The organism is Variovorax sp. PEI5 (assembly GCF_056679935.1).
In genome coordinates, this window is record NZ_CM155257.1 from 3,384,822 (window position 1) to 3,400,379 (window position 15,558).

At 68.3% G+C, this 15,558-nt stretch carries 15 protein-coding genes; 8 read left to right on the forward strand and 7 right to left on the reverse strand.

Annotated features, from left to right (window positions below):
* Window positions 1-54 precede the first annotated feature (54 nt).
* The 4 genes from secA (at window position 55) to AC1MLT_RS15515 (ending at window position 5,691) form a co-directional block, all read left to right on the forward strand.
* On the forward strand, window positions 55-2,841 hold the full coding sequence (gene secA, locus AC1MLT_RS15500; protein ID WP_481033084.1) for a preprotein translocase subunit SecA: 2,787 nt from the start codon (window positions 55-57) through the stop codon (window positions 2,839-2,841).
* A gap of 203 nt (window positions 2,842-3,044) precedes the next feature.
* A complete protein-coding gene (gene argJ, locus AC1MLT_RS15505) occupies window positions 3,045-4,274 on the forward strand; it encodes a bifunctional glutamate N-acetyltransferase/amino-acid acetyltransferase ArgJ (protein ID WP_481033085.1) in 1,230 nt (409 codons plus the stop codon).
* Between the two features lie 59 nt (window positions 4,275-4,333).
* A complete protein-coding gene (locus AC1MLT_RS15510; protein ID WP_481033086.1) occupies window positions 4,334-5,227 on the forward strand; it encodes an ATP-binding protein in 894 nt (297 codons plus the stop codon).
* Window positions 5,224-5,691, forward strand: coding sequence for an NUDIX domain-containing protein (locus AC1MLT_RS15515; protein ID WP_481033087.1), 468 nt, complete (start codon window positions 5,224-5,226; stop codon window positions 5,689-5,691). The genes AC1MLT_RS15510 and AC1MLT_RS15515 overlap by 4 nt, the downstream gene beginning before the upstream one ends.
* A gap of 32 nt (window positions 5,692-5,723) precedes the next feature.
* On the opposite strand, the gene AC1MLT_RS15520 is transcribed toward AC1MLT_RS15515, so the two are convergent.
* From AC1MLT_RS15520 to AC1MLT_RS15550, 7 genes are all read right to left on the reverse strand, one after another.
* Window positions 5,724-5,948, reverse strand: coding sequence for a DNA gyrase inhibitor YacG (locus AC1MLT_RS15520; protein ID WP_481033088.1), 225 nt, complete (start codon window positions 5,946-5,948; stop codon window positions 5,724-5,726).
* Entirely contained in the window at window positions 5,945-6,700 is a 756-nt protein-coding gene (gene zapD, locus AC1MLT_RS15525) for a cell division protein ZapD (protein ID WP_481033089.1), read from the reverse strand. The genes AC1MLT_RS15520 and zapD overlap by 4 nt, the downstream gene beginning before the upstream one ends.
* A gap of 9 nt (window positions 6,701-6,709) precedes the next feature.
* The gene (gene coaE / locus AC1MLT_RS15530; RefSeq protein WP_481033090.1) at window positions 6,710-7,348 is read right to left on the reverse strand and encodes a dephospho-CoA kinase; all 639 of its coding nucleotides are present in this window, start codon (window positions 7,346-7,348) and stop codon (window positions 6,710-6,712) included.
* On the reverse strand, window positions 7,345-8,256 hold the full coding sequence (locus AC1MLT_RS15535; RefSeq protein ID WP_481033091.1) for a prepilin peptidase: 912 nt from the start codon (window positions 8,254-8,256) through the stop codon (window positions 7,345-7,347). The genes coaE and AC1MLT_RS15535 overlap by 4 nt, the downstream gene beginning before the upstream one ends.
* Before the next feature lie 5 nt (window positions 8,257-8,261).
* Window positions 8,262-9,485: a type II secretion system F family protein gene (locus tag AC1MLT_RS15540; protein WP_481033092.1), complete on the reverse strand. Its 1,224-nt coding sequence runs from the start codon at window positions 9,483-9,485 to the stop codon at window positions 8,262-8,264.
* 61 nt (window positions 9,486-9,546) lie between these two features.
* Window positions 9,547-11,280 carry a type IV-A pilus assembly ATPase PilB gene (gene pilB / locus AC1MLT_RS15545; protein WP_481033093.1) on the reverse strand — a complete coding sequence of 578 codons (1,734 nt, stop codon included), beginning with the start codon at window positions 11,278-11,280 and terminating at the stop codon, window positions 9,547-9,549.
* 193 nt (window positions 11,281-11,473) lie between these two features.
* Window positions 11,474-12,979, reverse strand: a complete 1,506-nt coding sequence (locus AC1MLT_RS15550; RefSeq protein ID WP_481033094.1) for a cryptochrome/photolyase family protein — start codon at window positions 12,977-12,979, stop codon at window positions 11,474-11,476.
* Here AC1MLT_RS15550 and AC1MLT_RS15555 point away from each other — a divergent pair, their 5' ends adjacent.
* From AC1MLT_RS15555 to AC1MLT_RS15570, 4 genes are read left to right on the forward strand one after another with little or no spacing between them, the layout of a single operon-like run.
* On the forward strand, window positions 12,980-13,579 hold the full coding sequence (locus AC1MLT_RS15555; protein ID WP_481033095.1) for a YqgE/AlgH family protein: 600 nt from the start codon (window positions 12,980-12,982) through the stop codon (window positions 13,577-13,579).
* Window positions 13,572-14,036 (forward strand): Holliday junction resolvase RuvX, encoded by a 465-nt coding sequence (gene ruvX, locus AC1MLT_RS15560; protein ID WP_481035050.1) that lies wholly within the window; start codon window positions 13,572-13,574, stop codon window positions 14,034-14,036. The genes AC1MLT_RS15555 and ruvX overlap by 8 nt, the downstream gene beginning before the upstream one ends.
* Complete coding sequence (gene pyrR, locus AC1MLT_RS15565; RefSeq protein ID WP_481033096.1) at window positions 14,033-14,539, forward strand: bifunctional pyr operon transcriptional regulator/uracil phosphoribosyltransferase PyrR; 507 nt, start codon at window positions 14,033-14,035, stop codon at window positions 14,537-14,539. The genes ruvX and pyrR overlap by 4 nt, the downstream gene beginning before the upstream one ends.
* Window positions 14,539-15,501 (forward strand): aspartate carbamoyltransferase catalytic subunit, encoded by a 963-nt coding sequence (locus AC1MLT_RS15570; protein WP_481033097.1) that lies wholly within the window; start codon window positions 14,539-14,541, stop codon window positions 15,499-15,501. The genes pyrR and AC1MLT_RS15570 overlap by 1 nt, the downstream gene beginning before the upstream one ends.
* Window positions 15,502-15,558: the final 57 nt, after the last annotated feature.

The window sequence follows — 15,558 nt, forward strand, 5'->3', positions numbered from 1 at the left end:
AGGGATTCTGCTCCAGACGTCCGGCACTGCCGGCCGCATGCCGAGCCTCCACACATGGCCACCAACTTCCTGACCCAACTCTTCGGCAGTCGCAACGACCGGCTTCTCAAGCAGTACCGCAAGACGATCGAACGCATCAATGCCCTGGAGCCGCAGTTCGAGAAACTCGACGATGCCGCGTTGCGGGCCAAGACGCAGGAATTCAAGGACCGCGTCGCCAAGGGCGAATCGCTCGACGACCTGCTGCCGGAGGCCTTCGCCACGGTGCGCGAAGGCTCCAAGCGCGTCATGAAGATGCGTCACTTCGACGTCCAGCTGCTCGGCGGCATGGCGCTGCACAACGGCAAGATCTCCGAGATGCGCACCGGCGAGGGCAAGACGCTGACCGCGACGCTGCCGGTCTACCTCAACGCGCTGTCGGGCCAGGGCGTCCACGTCGTCACGGTGAACGACTATCTCGCCAACCGCGATGCCCGCTGGATGGGGCGGCTCTACAACTTCCTCGGCCTGTCGGTGGGCATCAACCTGCCCCAGATGCCGCGCGAGGAGAAGCAGCAGGCCTACGGCAGCGACATCACGTACGGCACCAACAACGAGTACGGCTTCGACTACCTGCGCGACAACATGGTCTACGAGTCGCAGGACCGCGTGCAGCGCAAGCTGAACTTCGCGATCGTCGACGAAGTGGACTCGATCCTGATCGACGAGGCGCGCACGCCGCTGATCATCAGCGGCCAGGCCGAGGACCACACGGAGATGTATCTGGCCATCAACAAGGTGGTGCCGCTGCTGGTCAAGCAGGAGGGCGAGGCCGATCCGCGCACCGGCGAGGGCATCACCCAGCCGGGCGACTTCACGGTCGACGAGAAGACACACCAGGTCTTCCTGACCGAGGACGGCCACGAGAAGGCCGAGCGGGTGCTGGGCGAGTTCGGCCTGCTGCCCGAGGGGGCGTCGCTGTACGACCCGGCCAACATCACGCTGATGCACCACCTCAACGCCGCCCTGCGCGCGCGGCACCTCTACCACCGCGACCAGCACTACGTGGTGCAGCAGGGCGAGGTCGTCATCGTCGACGAGTTCACCGGCCGCCTGATGACCGGCCGGCGCTGGAGCGACGGCCTGCACCAGGCCGTGGAGGCCAAGGAAGGCGTGGAGATCCAGGCCGAGAACCAGACGCTGGCCTCGATCACGTTCCAGAACTACTTCCGCCTCTACAACAAGCTCGCCGGCATGACCGGCACGGCCGACACCGAGGCCTACGAGTTCCAGGAGATCTACGGCCTCGAGACGGTCATCATCCCGCCCAACCGCATCAGCAAGCGCGAGGACCAGCTCGACCGCGTCTACAAGACCACGCGCGAGAAGTACGACGCCGCCATCCAGGACATCCGCGAGTGCCACGAGCGCGGCCAGCCGGTGCTGGTGGGCACCTCGTCGATCGAGAACTCGGAGATCATCGACGAGCTGCTCAACAAGGCCGGCCTGCCGCACCAGGTGCTCAATGCCAAGCAGCATGCCCGCGAGGCCGACATCGTGGCGCAGGCGGGTCGCGCCAAGATGATCACCATCGCGACCAACATGGCCGGTCGCGGCACCGACATCGTGCTGGGCGGCAACATCGAGAAGATGATCGAGGCGATCGAGAACGACGAGGGCCGCGACGAAGCCACCAAACAGGCCGACATCGCCCACGTCCGCGCCGAATGGACCAAGGACCACGAGGCCATCAAGGCGCTGGGCGGCCTGCGCATCATCGCGACCGAGCGACACGAATCGCGGCGCATCGACAACCAGCTGCGCGGCCGCTCGGGCCGCCAGGGCGACCCGGGCTCCTCGCGCTTCTATCTCAGCCTGGACGATCCGCTGATGCGCATCTTCGCAGGCGACCGCGTCAAGGCGATCATGGACCGCCTCAAGATGCCCGATGGCGAGGCCATCGAGGCGGGCATCGTCACCCGCAGCATCGAAAGCGCGCAACGCAAGGTCGAGGCGCGCAACTTCGACGTGCGCAAGCAGCTGCTCGAGTACGACGACGTCTCCAACGACCAGCGCAAGGTCATCTACCAGCAGCGCAACGACATCCTCGACGCCGCCGATCTCACCGCGCAGATCACCGGCCTGCGCGAAGGGTGCTTCACCGACCTGGTGCGCCAGTACGTGCCGGCCGAATCGGTCGAGGAGCAGTGGGACCTGGCCGGGCTCGAGAAGGCGCTGGCCAACGAATGGGGCCTGGAGCTGCCCCTGCGCCAGGAGGTCGAGTCCGCCACGGCCATGTCCGACGAGGACCTGCTGGAGCGCATCGTCAAGGCCGCGCATGGCGAGTTCGACGCCAAGCTGGCGCTGATCGGCAAGGAGAACTTCACCCAGTTCGAACGCATGGTGCTGCTGCAGAGCATCGACACCCACTGGCGCGAGCATCTGGCTTCGCTCGACTACCTGCGCCAGGGCATCCACCTGCGCGGCTATGCGCAGAAGCAGCCCAAGCAGGAATACAAGCGCGAGGCCTTCGAGCTCTTCGGCCAGCTGCTCGACTCGGTCAAGAACGAGGTCACGCGCCAGCTCATGACGGTGCGCGTGCAATCGGGCGAACAGCTCGAGCAGGCCGCCGAGCACATGGAGAACCAGGCCGAGTCGATCACCAACCTCACCTACACCGCGCCGACCGAGACCGGCGAGGTCGAGGTGCGCGTCGACGAGGAGAGCCAGCGCCGGACGGCGGCGGCGGCGACGAGCGCGATCGGCGCCCAGGCCGGCGCCTTCGCGCGCGTGGGCCGCAACGATCCGTGCCCGTGCGGCAGTGGCAAGAAGTTCAAGCAGTGCCACGGCAAACTGACGTAAACCCCCAGTCTTCGCGCACTTCGTGTCGTTTCGCCAACCCCCTCGCAGGGGGCGATGCCAGGGGGGCGGCGGAGCCGGATCCTCGGCATCTCTGGCGTTGAGGCGCTACGGTTTCGAGGCTTCGCGCCATGGGCAGTGTCATGGATCGCTGACATGATCTGGTCACGCCGTCTTCGTCATCCATCTTTTTCACCATCACTCCCATGCCCGTCCATCTCTCCGCTCCCGTTCCGTCCGAACTCCATGCCGTGGCCGGCGTGCGCATCGGCGTCGCCGAAGCCGGCGTGCGCAAGGCCAACCGCAAGGACCTGACGGTCGTCCTGATCGACGAGGGCGCGACCGTCGGTGGCGTCTTCACGCAGAACCGCTTCTGCGCCGCGCCGGTCCAGGTCTGCCGCCAGCACCTGGCGAAGAACTACGGCATCCGGGCGCTGCTGATCAACACCGGCAACGCCAACGCCGGCACCGGCGAGGACGGCCTGGCGCGCACGCACCAGAGCTGCGTCGCGCTGGCGCGCGAACTCAACATCGCGCCCGAGGAAATCCTGCCGTTCTCGACCGGGGTGATCATGGAGCCGCTGCCGATCGACCGCATCGAGGCCGGCCTGCCCGCCGCCATCGCCGACGCGGCGCCCGACCACTGGGCGCGCGCGGCCGAGGGCATCATGACGACCGACACCGTGCCCAAGGCGTTCAGCCGCCAGGTGCGGATCGGCGGCGCCACGGTCACCGTCACCGGCATCAGCAAGGGCGCCGGCATGATCCGTCCCAACATGGCGACCATGCTCGGCTTCATCGCCACCGATGCCCGGATCGCTCCGGCGCTGGTGCAGCCCCTGGCCAGGGCCCTGGCCGATGCCTCGTTCAACCGCGTGACCATCGATGGCGACACCTCGACCAACGATTCGTTCGTCGTCATCGCCACGCAGCAGGCCGAGCACGATGTCGTCGACTCGTTCGAGACGCCCGACGGGCGGGCGCTGCTGGAGACGATGCAGGAGGTCTCGCGGCTGCTGGCCCAGGCCATCGTGCGCGACGGCGAGGGAGCGACCAAGTTCATCTCCATCCGTGTCGAAGGTGGCCGCGATGCCGCCGAGTGCCGTCAGGTGGCCTATGCGGTGGCGCATTCGCCATTGGTCAAGACGGCGTTCTTCGCCAGCGACCCCAACCTCGGCCGCATCCTGGCCGCGGTCGGCTACGCCGGCATCGAGGACCTCGACCAGACCGGCATCGACCTGCATCTCGACGACGTCCACGTGGTCGTCGACGGCGGACGCCATCCGGACTACCGCGAGGAGGACGGCCAGCGCGTCATGAAGCAGAGCGAGATCGGCGTGCGCATCGGTCTGGGACGGGGCGAGGCCAGCGACACCGTCTGGACCTGCGACCTGAGCCACGACTACGTCACCATCAACGCCGATTACCGATCCTGACATCCCCGGTGCTCGCGGACGGGAACAGAACGGACGACAGAGAGACGAGAGACAGAGAGATGAATGACAAGTTCGAACGACTCATCGAGCGGGCCGAGCAACTGATCGGCCGCATCGAGGCGGTCCTGCCCCAGCCGCTGCAGGCACCGGCCGACTGGAACGCATCGATCGCGTGGCGCTACCGGCGCCGCAGCACCGGCCATGGCGTGCTGGAGCCGGTGCGCCACCTGGGTCCGATGCCGCTCGACGCGCTCAAGGAGATCGACGTCCAGAAGGAGAAGATCGAGCGCAACACGCGTCAGTTCGTCGAGGGCCGGCCGGCCAACAACGTGCTGCTGACCGGCGCGCGCGGCACCGGCAAATCGTCGCTCATCCGCGCCTGCCTGCAAGCCTATGCGCCCCGCGGCCTGCGGCTCATCGAGGTCGACAAGGCCGAACTCACCGACCTGCCCGACATCGTCGAGGTGGTGGCCGACCGGCCGGAGAAGTTCATCGTCTTCAGCGACGACCTGAGCTTCGACGAGGGCGAACCCGGCTACAAGGCGCTCAAGTCGATCCTCGACGGCTCGGTGGCCGCCTCGACGCCCAACGTGCTGATCTACGCGACCAGCAACCGGCGCCACCTGCTGCCCGAGTACATGAAGGACAACCTCAGCTACAAGCACACGGACGATGGCGAGGTCCATCCGGGCGAGGTGATCGAGGAGAAGATCTCGCTGTCCGAACGCTTCGGGCTGTGGGTCAGCTTCTATCCGTTCAGCCAGAACGAGTACCTGGCGATCGTCGCGCAATGGCTGTCGTCGTTCGGCGTCGAGACCGCGGCCATCGAGGCCGCGCGGCCCGAGGCATTGGTCTGGGCGCTGGAGCGCGGCTCCCGCAGCGGGCGCGTGGCCTACCAGTTCGCCCGCGATTTCGCCGGCCGCGCGGCCGGCGCGGACGCCACGCCGGCATGACGACGGCCGCGCCGGTGGCGCCGGAGCGCCAGCACACCGAGGTCGCCGTCGGCATCCTGGTGCGTCGTGCCGACGCCGCCCTGCTGCTGTCCACGCGGCCGGCGGGCAAGCCCTATGCGGGCTTCTGGGAATTTCCCGGCGGCAAGATCGAACCCGGCGAGACGGTCGAGCAGGCGCTGCGGCGCGAGCTGCACGAGGAGCTCGGCATCACGATCGAGGGCGCCGACGTCTGGCGCGTCACGGAGCACGACTATCCCCATGCGCTGGTGCGCCTGCACTGGTGCAAGGTCATGGACTGGCGGGGCGATTTCGAGATGCGCGAGGGCCAGGCCATGCGCTGGCAGCAGCTGCCCCTCGAGGTGACGCCCGTCCTGCCCGGTGCGCTGCCGGTGCTGCGCTGGCTGGCCGACGAACGCGGCGCGGCCGAGATCCTGGGGCCGGGCGTGTCGACCACGCTCGACTGAACCTTCGAGCCGGGCCGCGCGGGCCTTTCCGTTCAGGGGTGTTGCTGGCGCGGATCGCCGAAGGGCTCGTCGTCCGGCGGCGCATCGGCGGGCATGCGGAATTCCTCGCTGGCCCAGGCACCCAGGTCGATGCCCTTGCAACGCGCGCTGCAGAACGGGCGATAGGGATTGCTCGGCGCGTAGATGCTGTCCTGGCCGCAGGCCGGACAGCGCACGATGCGTTCGCCGTCGGGAGTCGTCTTCTTGCCGCTGATCATGCGCAGAGGGTGAGTTCGAAGGGGATGTCGTCGTTGATGGCGTGCAGCCGGTCGTCCGGGCCATGGCGCATCAGCCGCACCAGCACGATCAGGCGGTTGCCGCTGATCTCCGGGATGGCGCGCAGGCGCGGATCGATGCGCAGGCGCAGCAGCTGGAACGTCCGGCCCTGTGGCAGGTTCTGCTGGAACTGTCCGCCGGTCGCCATGACCTTGTAGGGCACGTCGGCATCGCGCATCAGCTTGAGCAGCAGGAACACCGACTCGATCAGGGGGGTGAGCGCGCCCAGCCAGCGTTCGAGGTCGGCGCGCCGGGCCGGCACCGGGCGGTGCTGCCAGGCGTGGTAGGCCGGCAGGTCGAACTCGCAGGTGCCACCCGGGATGCTGGCCCGGCTGCGCACGCTCATGAGCCATTCGTTCTCGGTCAGGGCCTGCCCGGCCCGCCCGTTGAGGGCATGGATGGCCGTGAAGTTCTGTTCGATCTGCCGCACGATCTGGTCCAGCGCCGTCTCGGAGATGGCTGGATTGCCGCGATATGCGTTGAAGACGCTCTTGTGGCGTTCGAGGTCGCGCAGGATGTCGGCCTTCAGGTCGGCGCGCGCGGCGACGTCCATGACCTCGAAGATGGTCATGAGCGCGTAGTGATGCGAGAGGGCCGATTCGGCCGGCACCAGCTCTCCCAGGCGTCGGAACAGATGCTCCAGTCGCAGGTAGGTACGGATGCGCTCGTTGAAGGGGTACTCGTAGAGAATCACGCTTTAGTATCAGTTTCGCGGTCCATCATAGCCCGGCACCCAACGCCGCCATAGGACCTCGATCTGATGACCGAGCGCTTCGAGCGTCAGGCCGTCGTTGAAGACGACGGCATCGGCCGCCGAGCGGCGCATCGCGCGCGTCGCCTGCTGCGCGATGACGGCATCCACCGCCTCGGGCGCCCAGCCCGAACGCTCGATGACGCGCCGGCGCTGCGTCGCCGCCGTCGCGTCCACCACCAGCACCCGGTCGACACGCGAGCGCCAGCGCCCCGATTCGACCAGCAGAGGCACGTCGAAGACGATGGCCGGGCGGTCGGCCAGGATCCGGGCTTGGCGCTGGCATTCTTCGCCGATCATGGGATGCAGGATGGCTTCGAGCCGGCGCTTGGCATCGGCATCGTGGAAGACGAGATCGCGCATGCGCGCCCGGTCGAGGGCGCCGTCCGGTGCCACCACCGAAATGCCGAAGGTGGCTTCGACGGCCGGCATCGCGGCGCCTCCGGGCAGCGTGAGCGCACGCGCGATGGCGTCCGTGTCGACCAGGCCGGCCCCCCGTCGGACCAGCAGGCCGGCGACGGTGCTCTTGCCGCTGCCGATGCCGCCGGTCAGTCCGATGCGCAGCGGCGTGGCGGTCCCCGGCGCGTTCACAGGCCCACCGCGTGCAACATGCCGGCCGGCCCGATCGCCATCGCGGTGAAGCCGGCACCGGCCAGGAACGGGCCGAAGGGCACATAGCCGCCTTCGCGCAGGTTGTGCCTGAGCTTCATGGCCACGCCGACGATGACGCCGAGGATCGAGGCCATCAGGATGATCGGCACCAGCGCCTGCCAGCCGAACCAGGCGCCGAAGGCCGCGAACAGCTTGAAGTCGCCATAGCCCATGCCTTCCTTGCCGGTCACCAGCTTGAAGACCCAGTACACCGACCAGAGCGAGAGATAGCCGGCCACCGCGCCCCACACCGCATCGACGAGCGCGACCCCGGTCCATCGGAAGACCGCGGCGAGCAGGCCGGCCCACAGCAGCGGCAGCGTGATGTCGTCGGGCAGCAGCGTGGTGTCCCAGTCGATCAGCGCCAGCGCGAGCAGCGCCGCCGAGAAGCCGCACCAGGCCAGCGGCACCCACGGCCCCTGGCCGAAGGAGCGCCAGGCGCACCAGGCGAAGAGCATGGCGGTGGCGAGCTCGACCAGCGGATAGCGCACGCTGATGCGCGTGCTGCAGCCCGCGCAGCGACCGCGCAGCGCGAGGTAGCTCAGCACGGGGATGTTCTCGTGCCAGCGGATCGCGTGGCCGCACGCCGGGCAGGCCGATGCCGGCACCATCAGGTTGTAGGGCGGCTCGGCGGGGGGCGTGGCGGCCGCCGCTGCCGCGGTGGCGCCGGGACCGTCGGTCTCGTGGCGGTCCACGGCGCCGGTGGTCTCCAGGGCCCACTGGCGCTCCATCATCCGGGGCAGGCGGTGGATCACGACATTCAGGAAGCTGCCCACCAGCAGGCCGAACACCCCGGCCAGGAGGGCCGCCTCGCCGCGCGACAGCGCCAGCCATCCGATCGCGTCCATGGGGTTCAGACCACCTGGCCGAGCTTGAAGATCGGCAGGTACATCGACACCACGATGCCTCCGATCAGCACGCCCAGGAAGACGATGATGATCGGCTCCATCAGGCTGGAGAGGCCCGCCACCATGTCGTCGACCTCGGACTCGTAGAAGTCGGCGGCCTTGCCCAGCATGTGGTCGATCGAGCCCGATTCCTCGCCGATGGCGGTCATCTGCAGCACCATCGAGGGAAAGACGTTGGCGTTCGTCATGGCCGCCGTCAGGCTGGTGCCGGTGGAGACCTCCTGCTGGACCTTGACCGTCGCATCGGCATAGACCGAGTTGCCCGAGGCGCCGCCGACCGAGTCGAGGGCCTCGACCAGGGGCACGCCGGCGGCGAACATCGTCGCGAGCGTGCGCGTCCAGCGGGCCACGCACGACTTGTCGATCAGCGCGCCGAAGACCGGCAGCCGCAGCAGCACGCGGTCCATCACCTTCTGGAAGCGTTCGTTGCGCTTCCAGGCCTGGAGGAAGAAATAGGTGCCGCCGCCCAGCGTGCCGAAGATCAGCCACCAGTAGGAGACGAAGTACTCGCTCAGGGCCATGACGAAGAGCGTGGGCGCCGGGAGGTCGGCGCCGAAGGAGGTGAACACCTCCTTGAAGGCCGGGACCACGAAGATCATGATGACCGCGACGACGATGAAGGCCACGATGACCACCGAGATCGGGTACATGAGCGCCGACTTGATCTTCGACTTGATGGCCTCGGTCTTCTCCATGTAGGTCGCCAGGCGGTCGAGTAGTTCCTCCAGGATGCCGGCCGCCTCGCCGGCCTCGACCAGGTTGCAGTACAGGTTGTCGAAGTAGCGCGGGAACTTGCGGAATGCCGTCGAGAGCGAGGAGCCGGTCTCGACGTCGCTGCGGATGTCGCCCAGCAGCTTGGCGACGCTGGCGTTGGCGTTGCCGCGGCCCACGATGTCGAAGGCCTGCAGCAGCGGCACGCCGGCCTTCATCATGGTGGCGAGCTGGCGCGTGAAGATCGCGATGTCCTTGGGCTTGATGGCCTTGCCCGAGCGCGCGCGGCGCCGCTTGATCCGCGACACCAGCACGCCCTGGCGGCGCAGGGTGGCCTGGGCCTGGTTGGCACCGGCCGCGCGCAGTTCGCCGCGCACCTGCTTGCCGTTGCGGTCCTTGCCTTCCCACTCGAAGATGAATTCCTTGTGGAGGGTGCGATTGGATGCTGCCGTTGCCATGGGTGTTCGCTTCCGTTGGGGAAATGCTCGATTCGGGGCTGCGCCTGGATGCCGGGCGCCGCTATTCGTTGGTCACGGCCAGGACTTCTTCCAGCGAGGTCAGGCCCTGCATCACCTTCAGCAGGCCCGACTGGCGCAACGAGCGCACACCGTCGGCCTCGGCCTGGCGGGCGATGTCCAGGGCGCTGCCGTCGCGCAGGATGATCTCCTGGATCGCCTCGGAGATCGGCATCACCTGGTAGATGCCGACGCGTCCCTTGTAGCCGCTGTTGCAGGACGGGCAGCCGACGGCGCGGTAGGGCTTCCACGAGCCGTCGAGCTGCTCGGCGCGCAAGCCGGCTTCCAGGAGCGCCTTGCGGGGCAGGTCCGCCGGTTCGCGGCAGGCCGTGCACAGCCGGCGCGCGAGTCGCTGCGCGGTGATCAGGATGACGCTGGAGGCGATGTTGAAGGGCGCGATGCCCATGTTGCGCATGCGCGTGAGCGTGGTGGGCGCATCGTTGGTGTGCAGGGTCGACAGCACCAGGTGGCCGGTCTGGGCGGCCTTGATGGAGATGTCGGCGGTCTCCAGGTCCCGGATCTCGCCGACCATGATGATGTCCGGGTCCTGCCGCAGGAAGGCGCGCAGCGCGGTCGCGAAGGTCAGTCCGGCCTTCTCGTTCACGTTGACCTGATTGACGCCCGGCAGGTTGATCTCCGAGGGGTCCTCGGCGGTGGCGATGTTCACGCCCGGCTTGTTGAGCAGGTTCAGGCAGGTGTAGAGCGACACCGTCTTGCCCGAGCCGGTCGGCCCGGTCACCAGCACCATGCCGTAGGGCCGGCCGATGGCCGTCAGCAGGCGCTCCTTCTCGTCGGCGTCGTAGCCCAGGGCGTCGATGCCCAGGCGCGCGCTGTTCGGGTCCAGGATCCGGATCACGATCTTCTCGCCGAACAGCGTGGGCAGCGTGCTGACGCGGAAGTCGATCACGCGCTCGGGGCCCAGCTTGAGCTTCATGCGCCCGTCCTGCGGGATGCGCTTCTCGGAGATGTCGAGCCGCGAGATGACCTTGATGCGCGAGGCCAGGCGGTCCTTGATCGCGGGTGGCGGGCTGGCGATCTCGCGCAGTTCGCCGTCGATGCGGAAGCGCACCCGGTACTGGTGCTCGTAGGGCTCGAAGTGGATGTCGGAGGCCCGCATCGCGAAGGCGTCCAGCAGCATGCGGTGCAGGAAGCGGACCACCGGCGCATCCTCGACCTCGACCGTGGTCTGCTCAGGCACCTCCACCGGCGTGTCGAGGTTGAAGTCCCCGGCGTCGAACTCGAAGCCGACGATGCTTTCCATGGTCTCGGCCGCCGACGCGGCCGTCGCCTCGATGAGGCGGGACAGCTTATCGTACTCGGCGATGACCCAGTCGACGCCCATCTGCGAGGCGAACTTGATCTTCTCCGCCGCCTGCTGGTCGGAGGGATCGGCAGTGGCGACGATCAGGCGGTTGTTGCGCTTGCTCAGCACGACGATGCGATAGGCCTGGCAGAGCTTGGGGTCGAGCAGGTCCTTGGGCAGGCGCTGCGGGTCGATGGCGTCGAGGTCGAGCAGCGGGGCGCCGAAGGCGTTCGACAGCGTGTGCGCGAGATCGGAGGCCGAGACGGCGCCCGTGCCCGTGAGCTCGGCGATGAAGCTGGTCCGGCTGGACAGCGAGCGGCGGTAGATGTCCTCCGCCGCCCGGCCCTCGAGCTTGCCGGCCGAGATCAGCGCCCGCGCGAGGCCGGGAAGGGCGACCGGCGTGTTGTCTTTGGCGAGGGGTTCGGCAGTGGCCATCGATGGGGGAGCGGGACTCGGGAGCTAGAACAAGTTGTTACGATCATCGCTGATCGCCGCACCGCTGTAAACGCGGCGCCGGGCGTGTGTGAACGCTTCCCCGCCTGGCCGCGGGAGGGGGTCGGGGCATCGGATCTAAGTTAACACACGCTTCCGTCCGGTCCGGTCCGGTCCGGTCGGTGGCGGCCGGCCGTCAGCGCCGCCTGGCGCTGGCGTCGACGGCTGGCGCGCGCACGGCGGCATAGCGCTGCAGCGTGCGGTCGCGTGCCTCGGCATGGTCGACGATCGGGCGGGGGTAGTCCTCGCCCAGCCGCAGGCCGGCCGCTTCGAGTTCCACCGGACTGGCCATCCAGGGTGCATGGATCATGGCGTTGGACAGCTTCGCGAGTTGCGGCAGGTAGCGACGGATGAACTTGCCGTCGGGGTCGAAGCGCTTGCTCTGCGACACCGGATTGAAGATGCGGAAGTAGGGTTGCGCGTCGCAGCCGCTGGAGCTCGCCCATTGCCAGCCGCCGTTGTTCGACGCCAGCTCGAAATCGTTGAGATGCAGCGCGAAATAGGCTTCGCCACGCCGCCAGTCGATCCCCAGGTCCTTGCACAGGAAGCAGGCCACGACCATGCGCAGCCGGTTGTGCATGTAGCCGCTCTGGTTGATCTGGGCCATCGCCGCATCCACCAGTGGGTAGCCGGTGCGGCCCCGGCACCAGGCATCGAACAGGGCATCGGCCTGCTTGCCGTGATGCCAGACGATGCGGTCGTATTCGGGCTTGAAGCTCTTGCCCTCGGCGATGCGCGGATGATGCGAGAGCACCTGCGAATAGAAGTCGCGCCAGATCAGCTCGCTCAGCCAGACCGCCGCGCCGGCATTGCCCTGCAGCGCCAGCCGGTGGGCCACGCCGGCGAGCTGGCGGATCGAGACCGTGCCGAAGCGCAGGTGCACGCTGAGGTAGCTGGGTCCGCGCACCGCCGGAAAGTTGCGGGCGCCGTCGTAGTGGTCGATGCGCTCGAAGAAATCCTCGAACAGCGCCGCCCCGCCCTGGGTGCCGGTGGGGATCTCCAGTTCCCGCAGGTTGGTGCGCTCGAAGCCGAGATCGGCCAGCGAGGGCACCGGAGCGCGATGGGACGCCGGCGGTGGCGCCAGCGCATCGGCATAGCCACGCGAGGGATAGGCCTTGAGGTGGTAGTCGTCGAGCTTGGCCAGCCAGGCGCGCTTGTAGGGCGTGAACACCCCATAGGGCTGACCGGCCTTGGTCAGGATCTCGTCGCGCTCGAAGATCGTCTGGTCCTTGGCCGTATGGAAGGCGATGCCGGCGTTGGCGAGCGCGCCCAGCACGCGGGCGTCGCGCGCGATCGCGGCGGGCTCGTGATCGTGGTTGGCATACACCGCCTGCACGCCCAGGGCGCTGGCCAGCGCCGGGATCTCCGTCTCGGCGACGGCATGCCGCACGACCAGTCCGCCGCCGAGCGCGCGCAGGTCGGCCTCGAGCTCGACGAGCGATTCGCGGATGAACTCGACGCGCCGGTCGGCGCGTGGCAGGTCGTCGAGGATGGCGCGGTCGAAGACGAACGCGCAGATCACTTCGCGGCAATGGCGCAGGGCCATCCAGAGCGCGGCGTTGTCGTCGACGCGCAGGTCGCGACGCAGCCAGAGGAGTCCCTTGGGATAAGTCTTGTCGACGGCCGGTAAAATCGGAGGCATATGGCTTCCGATTCTGCCCGCATGAACCTCACGCATCATTTCCTGATCGCGATGCCGGGTCTGGAAGACCAGGCCTTCAGCCGCAGCGTGGTCTACCTCTGCGAGCACAGCGAGCGCGGCGCGCTCGGCCTGGTGATCAACAAACCCAGCGACATCAACCTGCAGGCGCTGTTCGACAAGATCGAGCTCCACCTCGCCCGGCCCGAACTCGGCGCGGCGCCGGTGTTCCAGGGCGGCCCGGTGCAGACCGAACGCGGTTTCGTGCTGCACGAGCCGGTCTTCGCCGCCGCCGACCGGCCGGAGGAGTCGGTCTATGCCTCCACCATGACGATTCCCGGCGGCCTGGAGATGACCACCTCCAAGGACGTCCTGGAAGCCATGGCCACCGGCGCCGGCCCGCGGCGGGTGCTGGTCTCGCTGGGCTACTCGGCCTGGGGCGAGGGGCAGCTCGAATCCGAACTGGCCGAGAACAGCTGGCTCACCGTCGGTGCCGATCCGGCCGTGATCTTCGATACCCCCGTGGGCGAGCGCTACGACCGCGCGCTGCTGCTGCTCGGCCTGGAGGCCTGGACGCTCTCGCCCGATGCGGGACATGCATGAGGCGCGGCGCGCGATCCCGCCCGTGAAGGCACCCGACGCCGGCGCGGCCGCCGCGGGTGCGGCCGTCGCGCCCGGCCTGCAGACCTTCCTGGCCTTCGACTATGGCCAGAAGCGCACCGGCGTGGCCACCGGCAACCGCCTGCTGCGCAGCGCCACGCCGCAGGCCACCATCCGCGCCGAGGGCGATGCGCGCTTCGCCCAGGTCGCGGCGCGCATCAAGGAATGGCAGCCCGACGCGCTGGTCGTCGGCGTGCCGTTCCATCCCGATGGCGCGAGTCACGAGAACACCGCCAGGGCGCAGCGATTCGCACGCCAGCTGCGGGGCCGCTTCGGCCTGCCGGTCTACGAGGTCGACGAACGCTACAGCACCACCGAGGCACTGGCCGCGGGCGCGCGCGATGCCGACGCCGCATCGGCCTGCATCATCCTGGAGCAATTTTTGAGGAGCCTTTCTTGAGTGCAACGAACTCCGTTCCCGACGCCGAGGCGCTGTATGGCGACCTGCTGCGTGGCGTGCAGGCGCTGTGGCGCGCGGACACGCGGCTGGTGGGCATCGCCTCCGGCGGCGTCTGGCTGGTCGAGCGACTGCAGCGCGACCTCGGCCTGTCCGGCGCGCCCGGCGTGATCTCCTCGGCCATGCACCGCGACGACTTCGCGCGTCGCGGCCTCTCCAGCAGCGCCCAGACCGCGCTGCCCTTCGATGTCAATGGCGCCGACGTGCTGCTGCTCGACGACGTGCTCTACACCGGCCGCACGATCCGCGCGGTGCTCAACGAGCTGTTCGACTTCGGCCGTCCGGCCCGCGTGCGCCTGGCCGTGCTGGTGGACCGGGGCGGGCGCGAACTGCCCGTGGCGGCGGACTTCGCGGCCGCGCGCCTGACATTGCCCGAGACGCAGTCGCTGGCCCTGGCCCGCGACGCCCAGGGCGCGTTCAGCCTGCAGGTGGAGGCCAGCGCCTGATGCTCTACAAGCGCAATCCCCAGCTCAACAAGCACGGCGAGCTGGTCCATCTGCTGTCGATCGAGGGGCTGCCCAAGGGCATCCTCACGCACATCCTCGACACCGCCGCCAACTTCACCAGCGTCAGCGACCGCGAGGTCAAGAAGGTGCCGCTCCTGCGCGGCAAGAGCGTCTTCAACCTGTTCTTCGAGAACTCGACGCGCACCCGCACCACCTTCGAGATCGCCGCCAAGCGCCTGTCGGCCGATGTCTTCAATCTCGACATCGCGCGCTCGTCGGCGAGCAAGGGCGAGTCCCTGCTCGACACCATCGCCAACCTTTCGGCGATGGCGGCGGACATCTTCGTGGTGCGTCACGGCGAATCCGGCGCGCCCTACCTGATCGCGCAGCATGTCGCGCCGCACGTCCATGTGGTCAACGCCGGCGATGGCCGCCATGCGCACCCCACGCAGGGGCTGCTCGACATGTTCACCATCCGCCACTACAAGAAGGATTTCTCCAACCTGACGGTGGCCATCGTCGGCGACGTGCTGCACTCGCGCGTGGCGCGTTCGGACATCCATGCGCTCACCACGCTCGGCTGCGCCGAGGTGCGGGTGGTCGGCCCGCGCACGCTGGTGCCCGGCGACATGGCCGGGATGGGCGTGCGCGTCTGCCACACCCTGGAGGAGGGCATCCGCGATTGCGACGTGATCATCATGCTGCGGCTGCAGAACGAACGCATGAGCGGGGCGCTGCTGCCCTCCAGCCAGGAATTCTTCAAGACCTACGGCCTGACGCCGGAGAAGCTCCAGCTCGCCAAGTCCGACTGCATCGTGATGCATCCGGGGCCGATCAACCGCGGCGTCGAGATCGACTCGGAGGTGGTGGATGGCGCGCAGAGCGTGATCCTGCCGCAGGTCACCTTCGGCATCGCCGTGCGGATGGCCGTCATGAGCATCGTGGCGGGCAACGAAGCATGAGACCGTTGCTCTCCCCCGGTCTTCGCGCACTTCGTGGCGCTTCGCCAACCCCCTTCC

Excerpts from the sequence above, each read along its gene's own strand:
- AC1MLT_RS15535 (WP_481033091.1), bottom strand. The coding sequence starts at position 8,256 with ATGGACGCGATCGGATGGCTGGCGCTGTCGCGCGGCGAGGCGGCCCTC.
- argJ (WP_481033085.1), top strand. The coding sequence starts at position 3,045 with ATGCCCGTCCATCTCTCCGCTCCCGTTCCGTCCGAACTCCATGCCGTG.
- AC1MLT_RS15510 (WP_481033086.1), top strand. The coding sequence starts at position 4,334 with ATGAATGACAAGTTCGAACGACTCATCGAGCGGGCCGAGCAACTGATC.
- AC1MLT_RS15550 (WP_481033094.1), bottom strand. The coding sequence starts at position 12,979 with ATGCCTCCGATTTTACCGGCCGTCGACAAGACTTATCCCAAGGGACTC.
- AC1MLT_RS15570 (WP_481033097.1), top strand. The coding sequence starts at position 14,539 with ATGCTCTACAAGCGCAATCCCCAGCTCAACAAGCACGGCGAGCTGGTC.
- AC1MLT_RS15520 (WP_481033088.1), bottom strand. The coding sequence starts at position 5,948 with ATGATCAGCGGCAAGAAGACGACTCCCGACGGCGAACGCATCGTGCGC.
- pilB (WP_481033093.1), bottom strand. The coding sequence starts at position 11,280 with ATGGCCACTGCCGAACCCCTCGCCAAAGACAACACGCCGGTCGCCCTT.
- secA (WP_481033084.1), top strand. The coding sequence starts at position 55 with ATGGCCACCAACTTCCTGACCCAACTCTTCGGCAGTCGCAACGACCGG.
- AC1MLT_RS15540 (WP_481033092.1), bottom strand. The coding sequence starts at position 9,485 with ATGGCAACGGCAGCATCCAATCGCACCCTCCACAAGGAATTCATCTTC.
- ruvX (WP_481035050.1), top strand. The coding sequence starts at position 13,572 with ATGCATGAGGCGCGGCGCGCGATCCCGCCCGTGAAGGCACCCGACGCC.
- AC1MLT_RS15555 (WP_481033095.1), top strand. The coding sequence starts at position 12,980 with ATGGCTTCCGATTCTGCCCGCATGAACCTCACGCATCATTTCCTGATC.
- AC1MLT_RS15515 (WP_481033087.1), top strand. The coding sequence starts at position 5,224 with ATGACGACGGCCGCGCCGGTGGCGCCGGAGCGCCAGCACACCGAGGTC.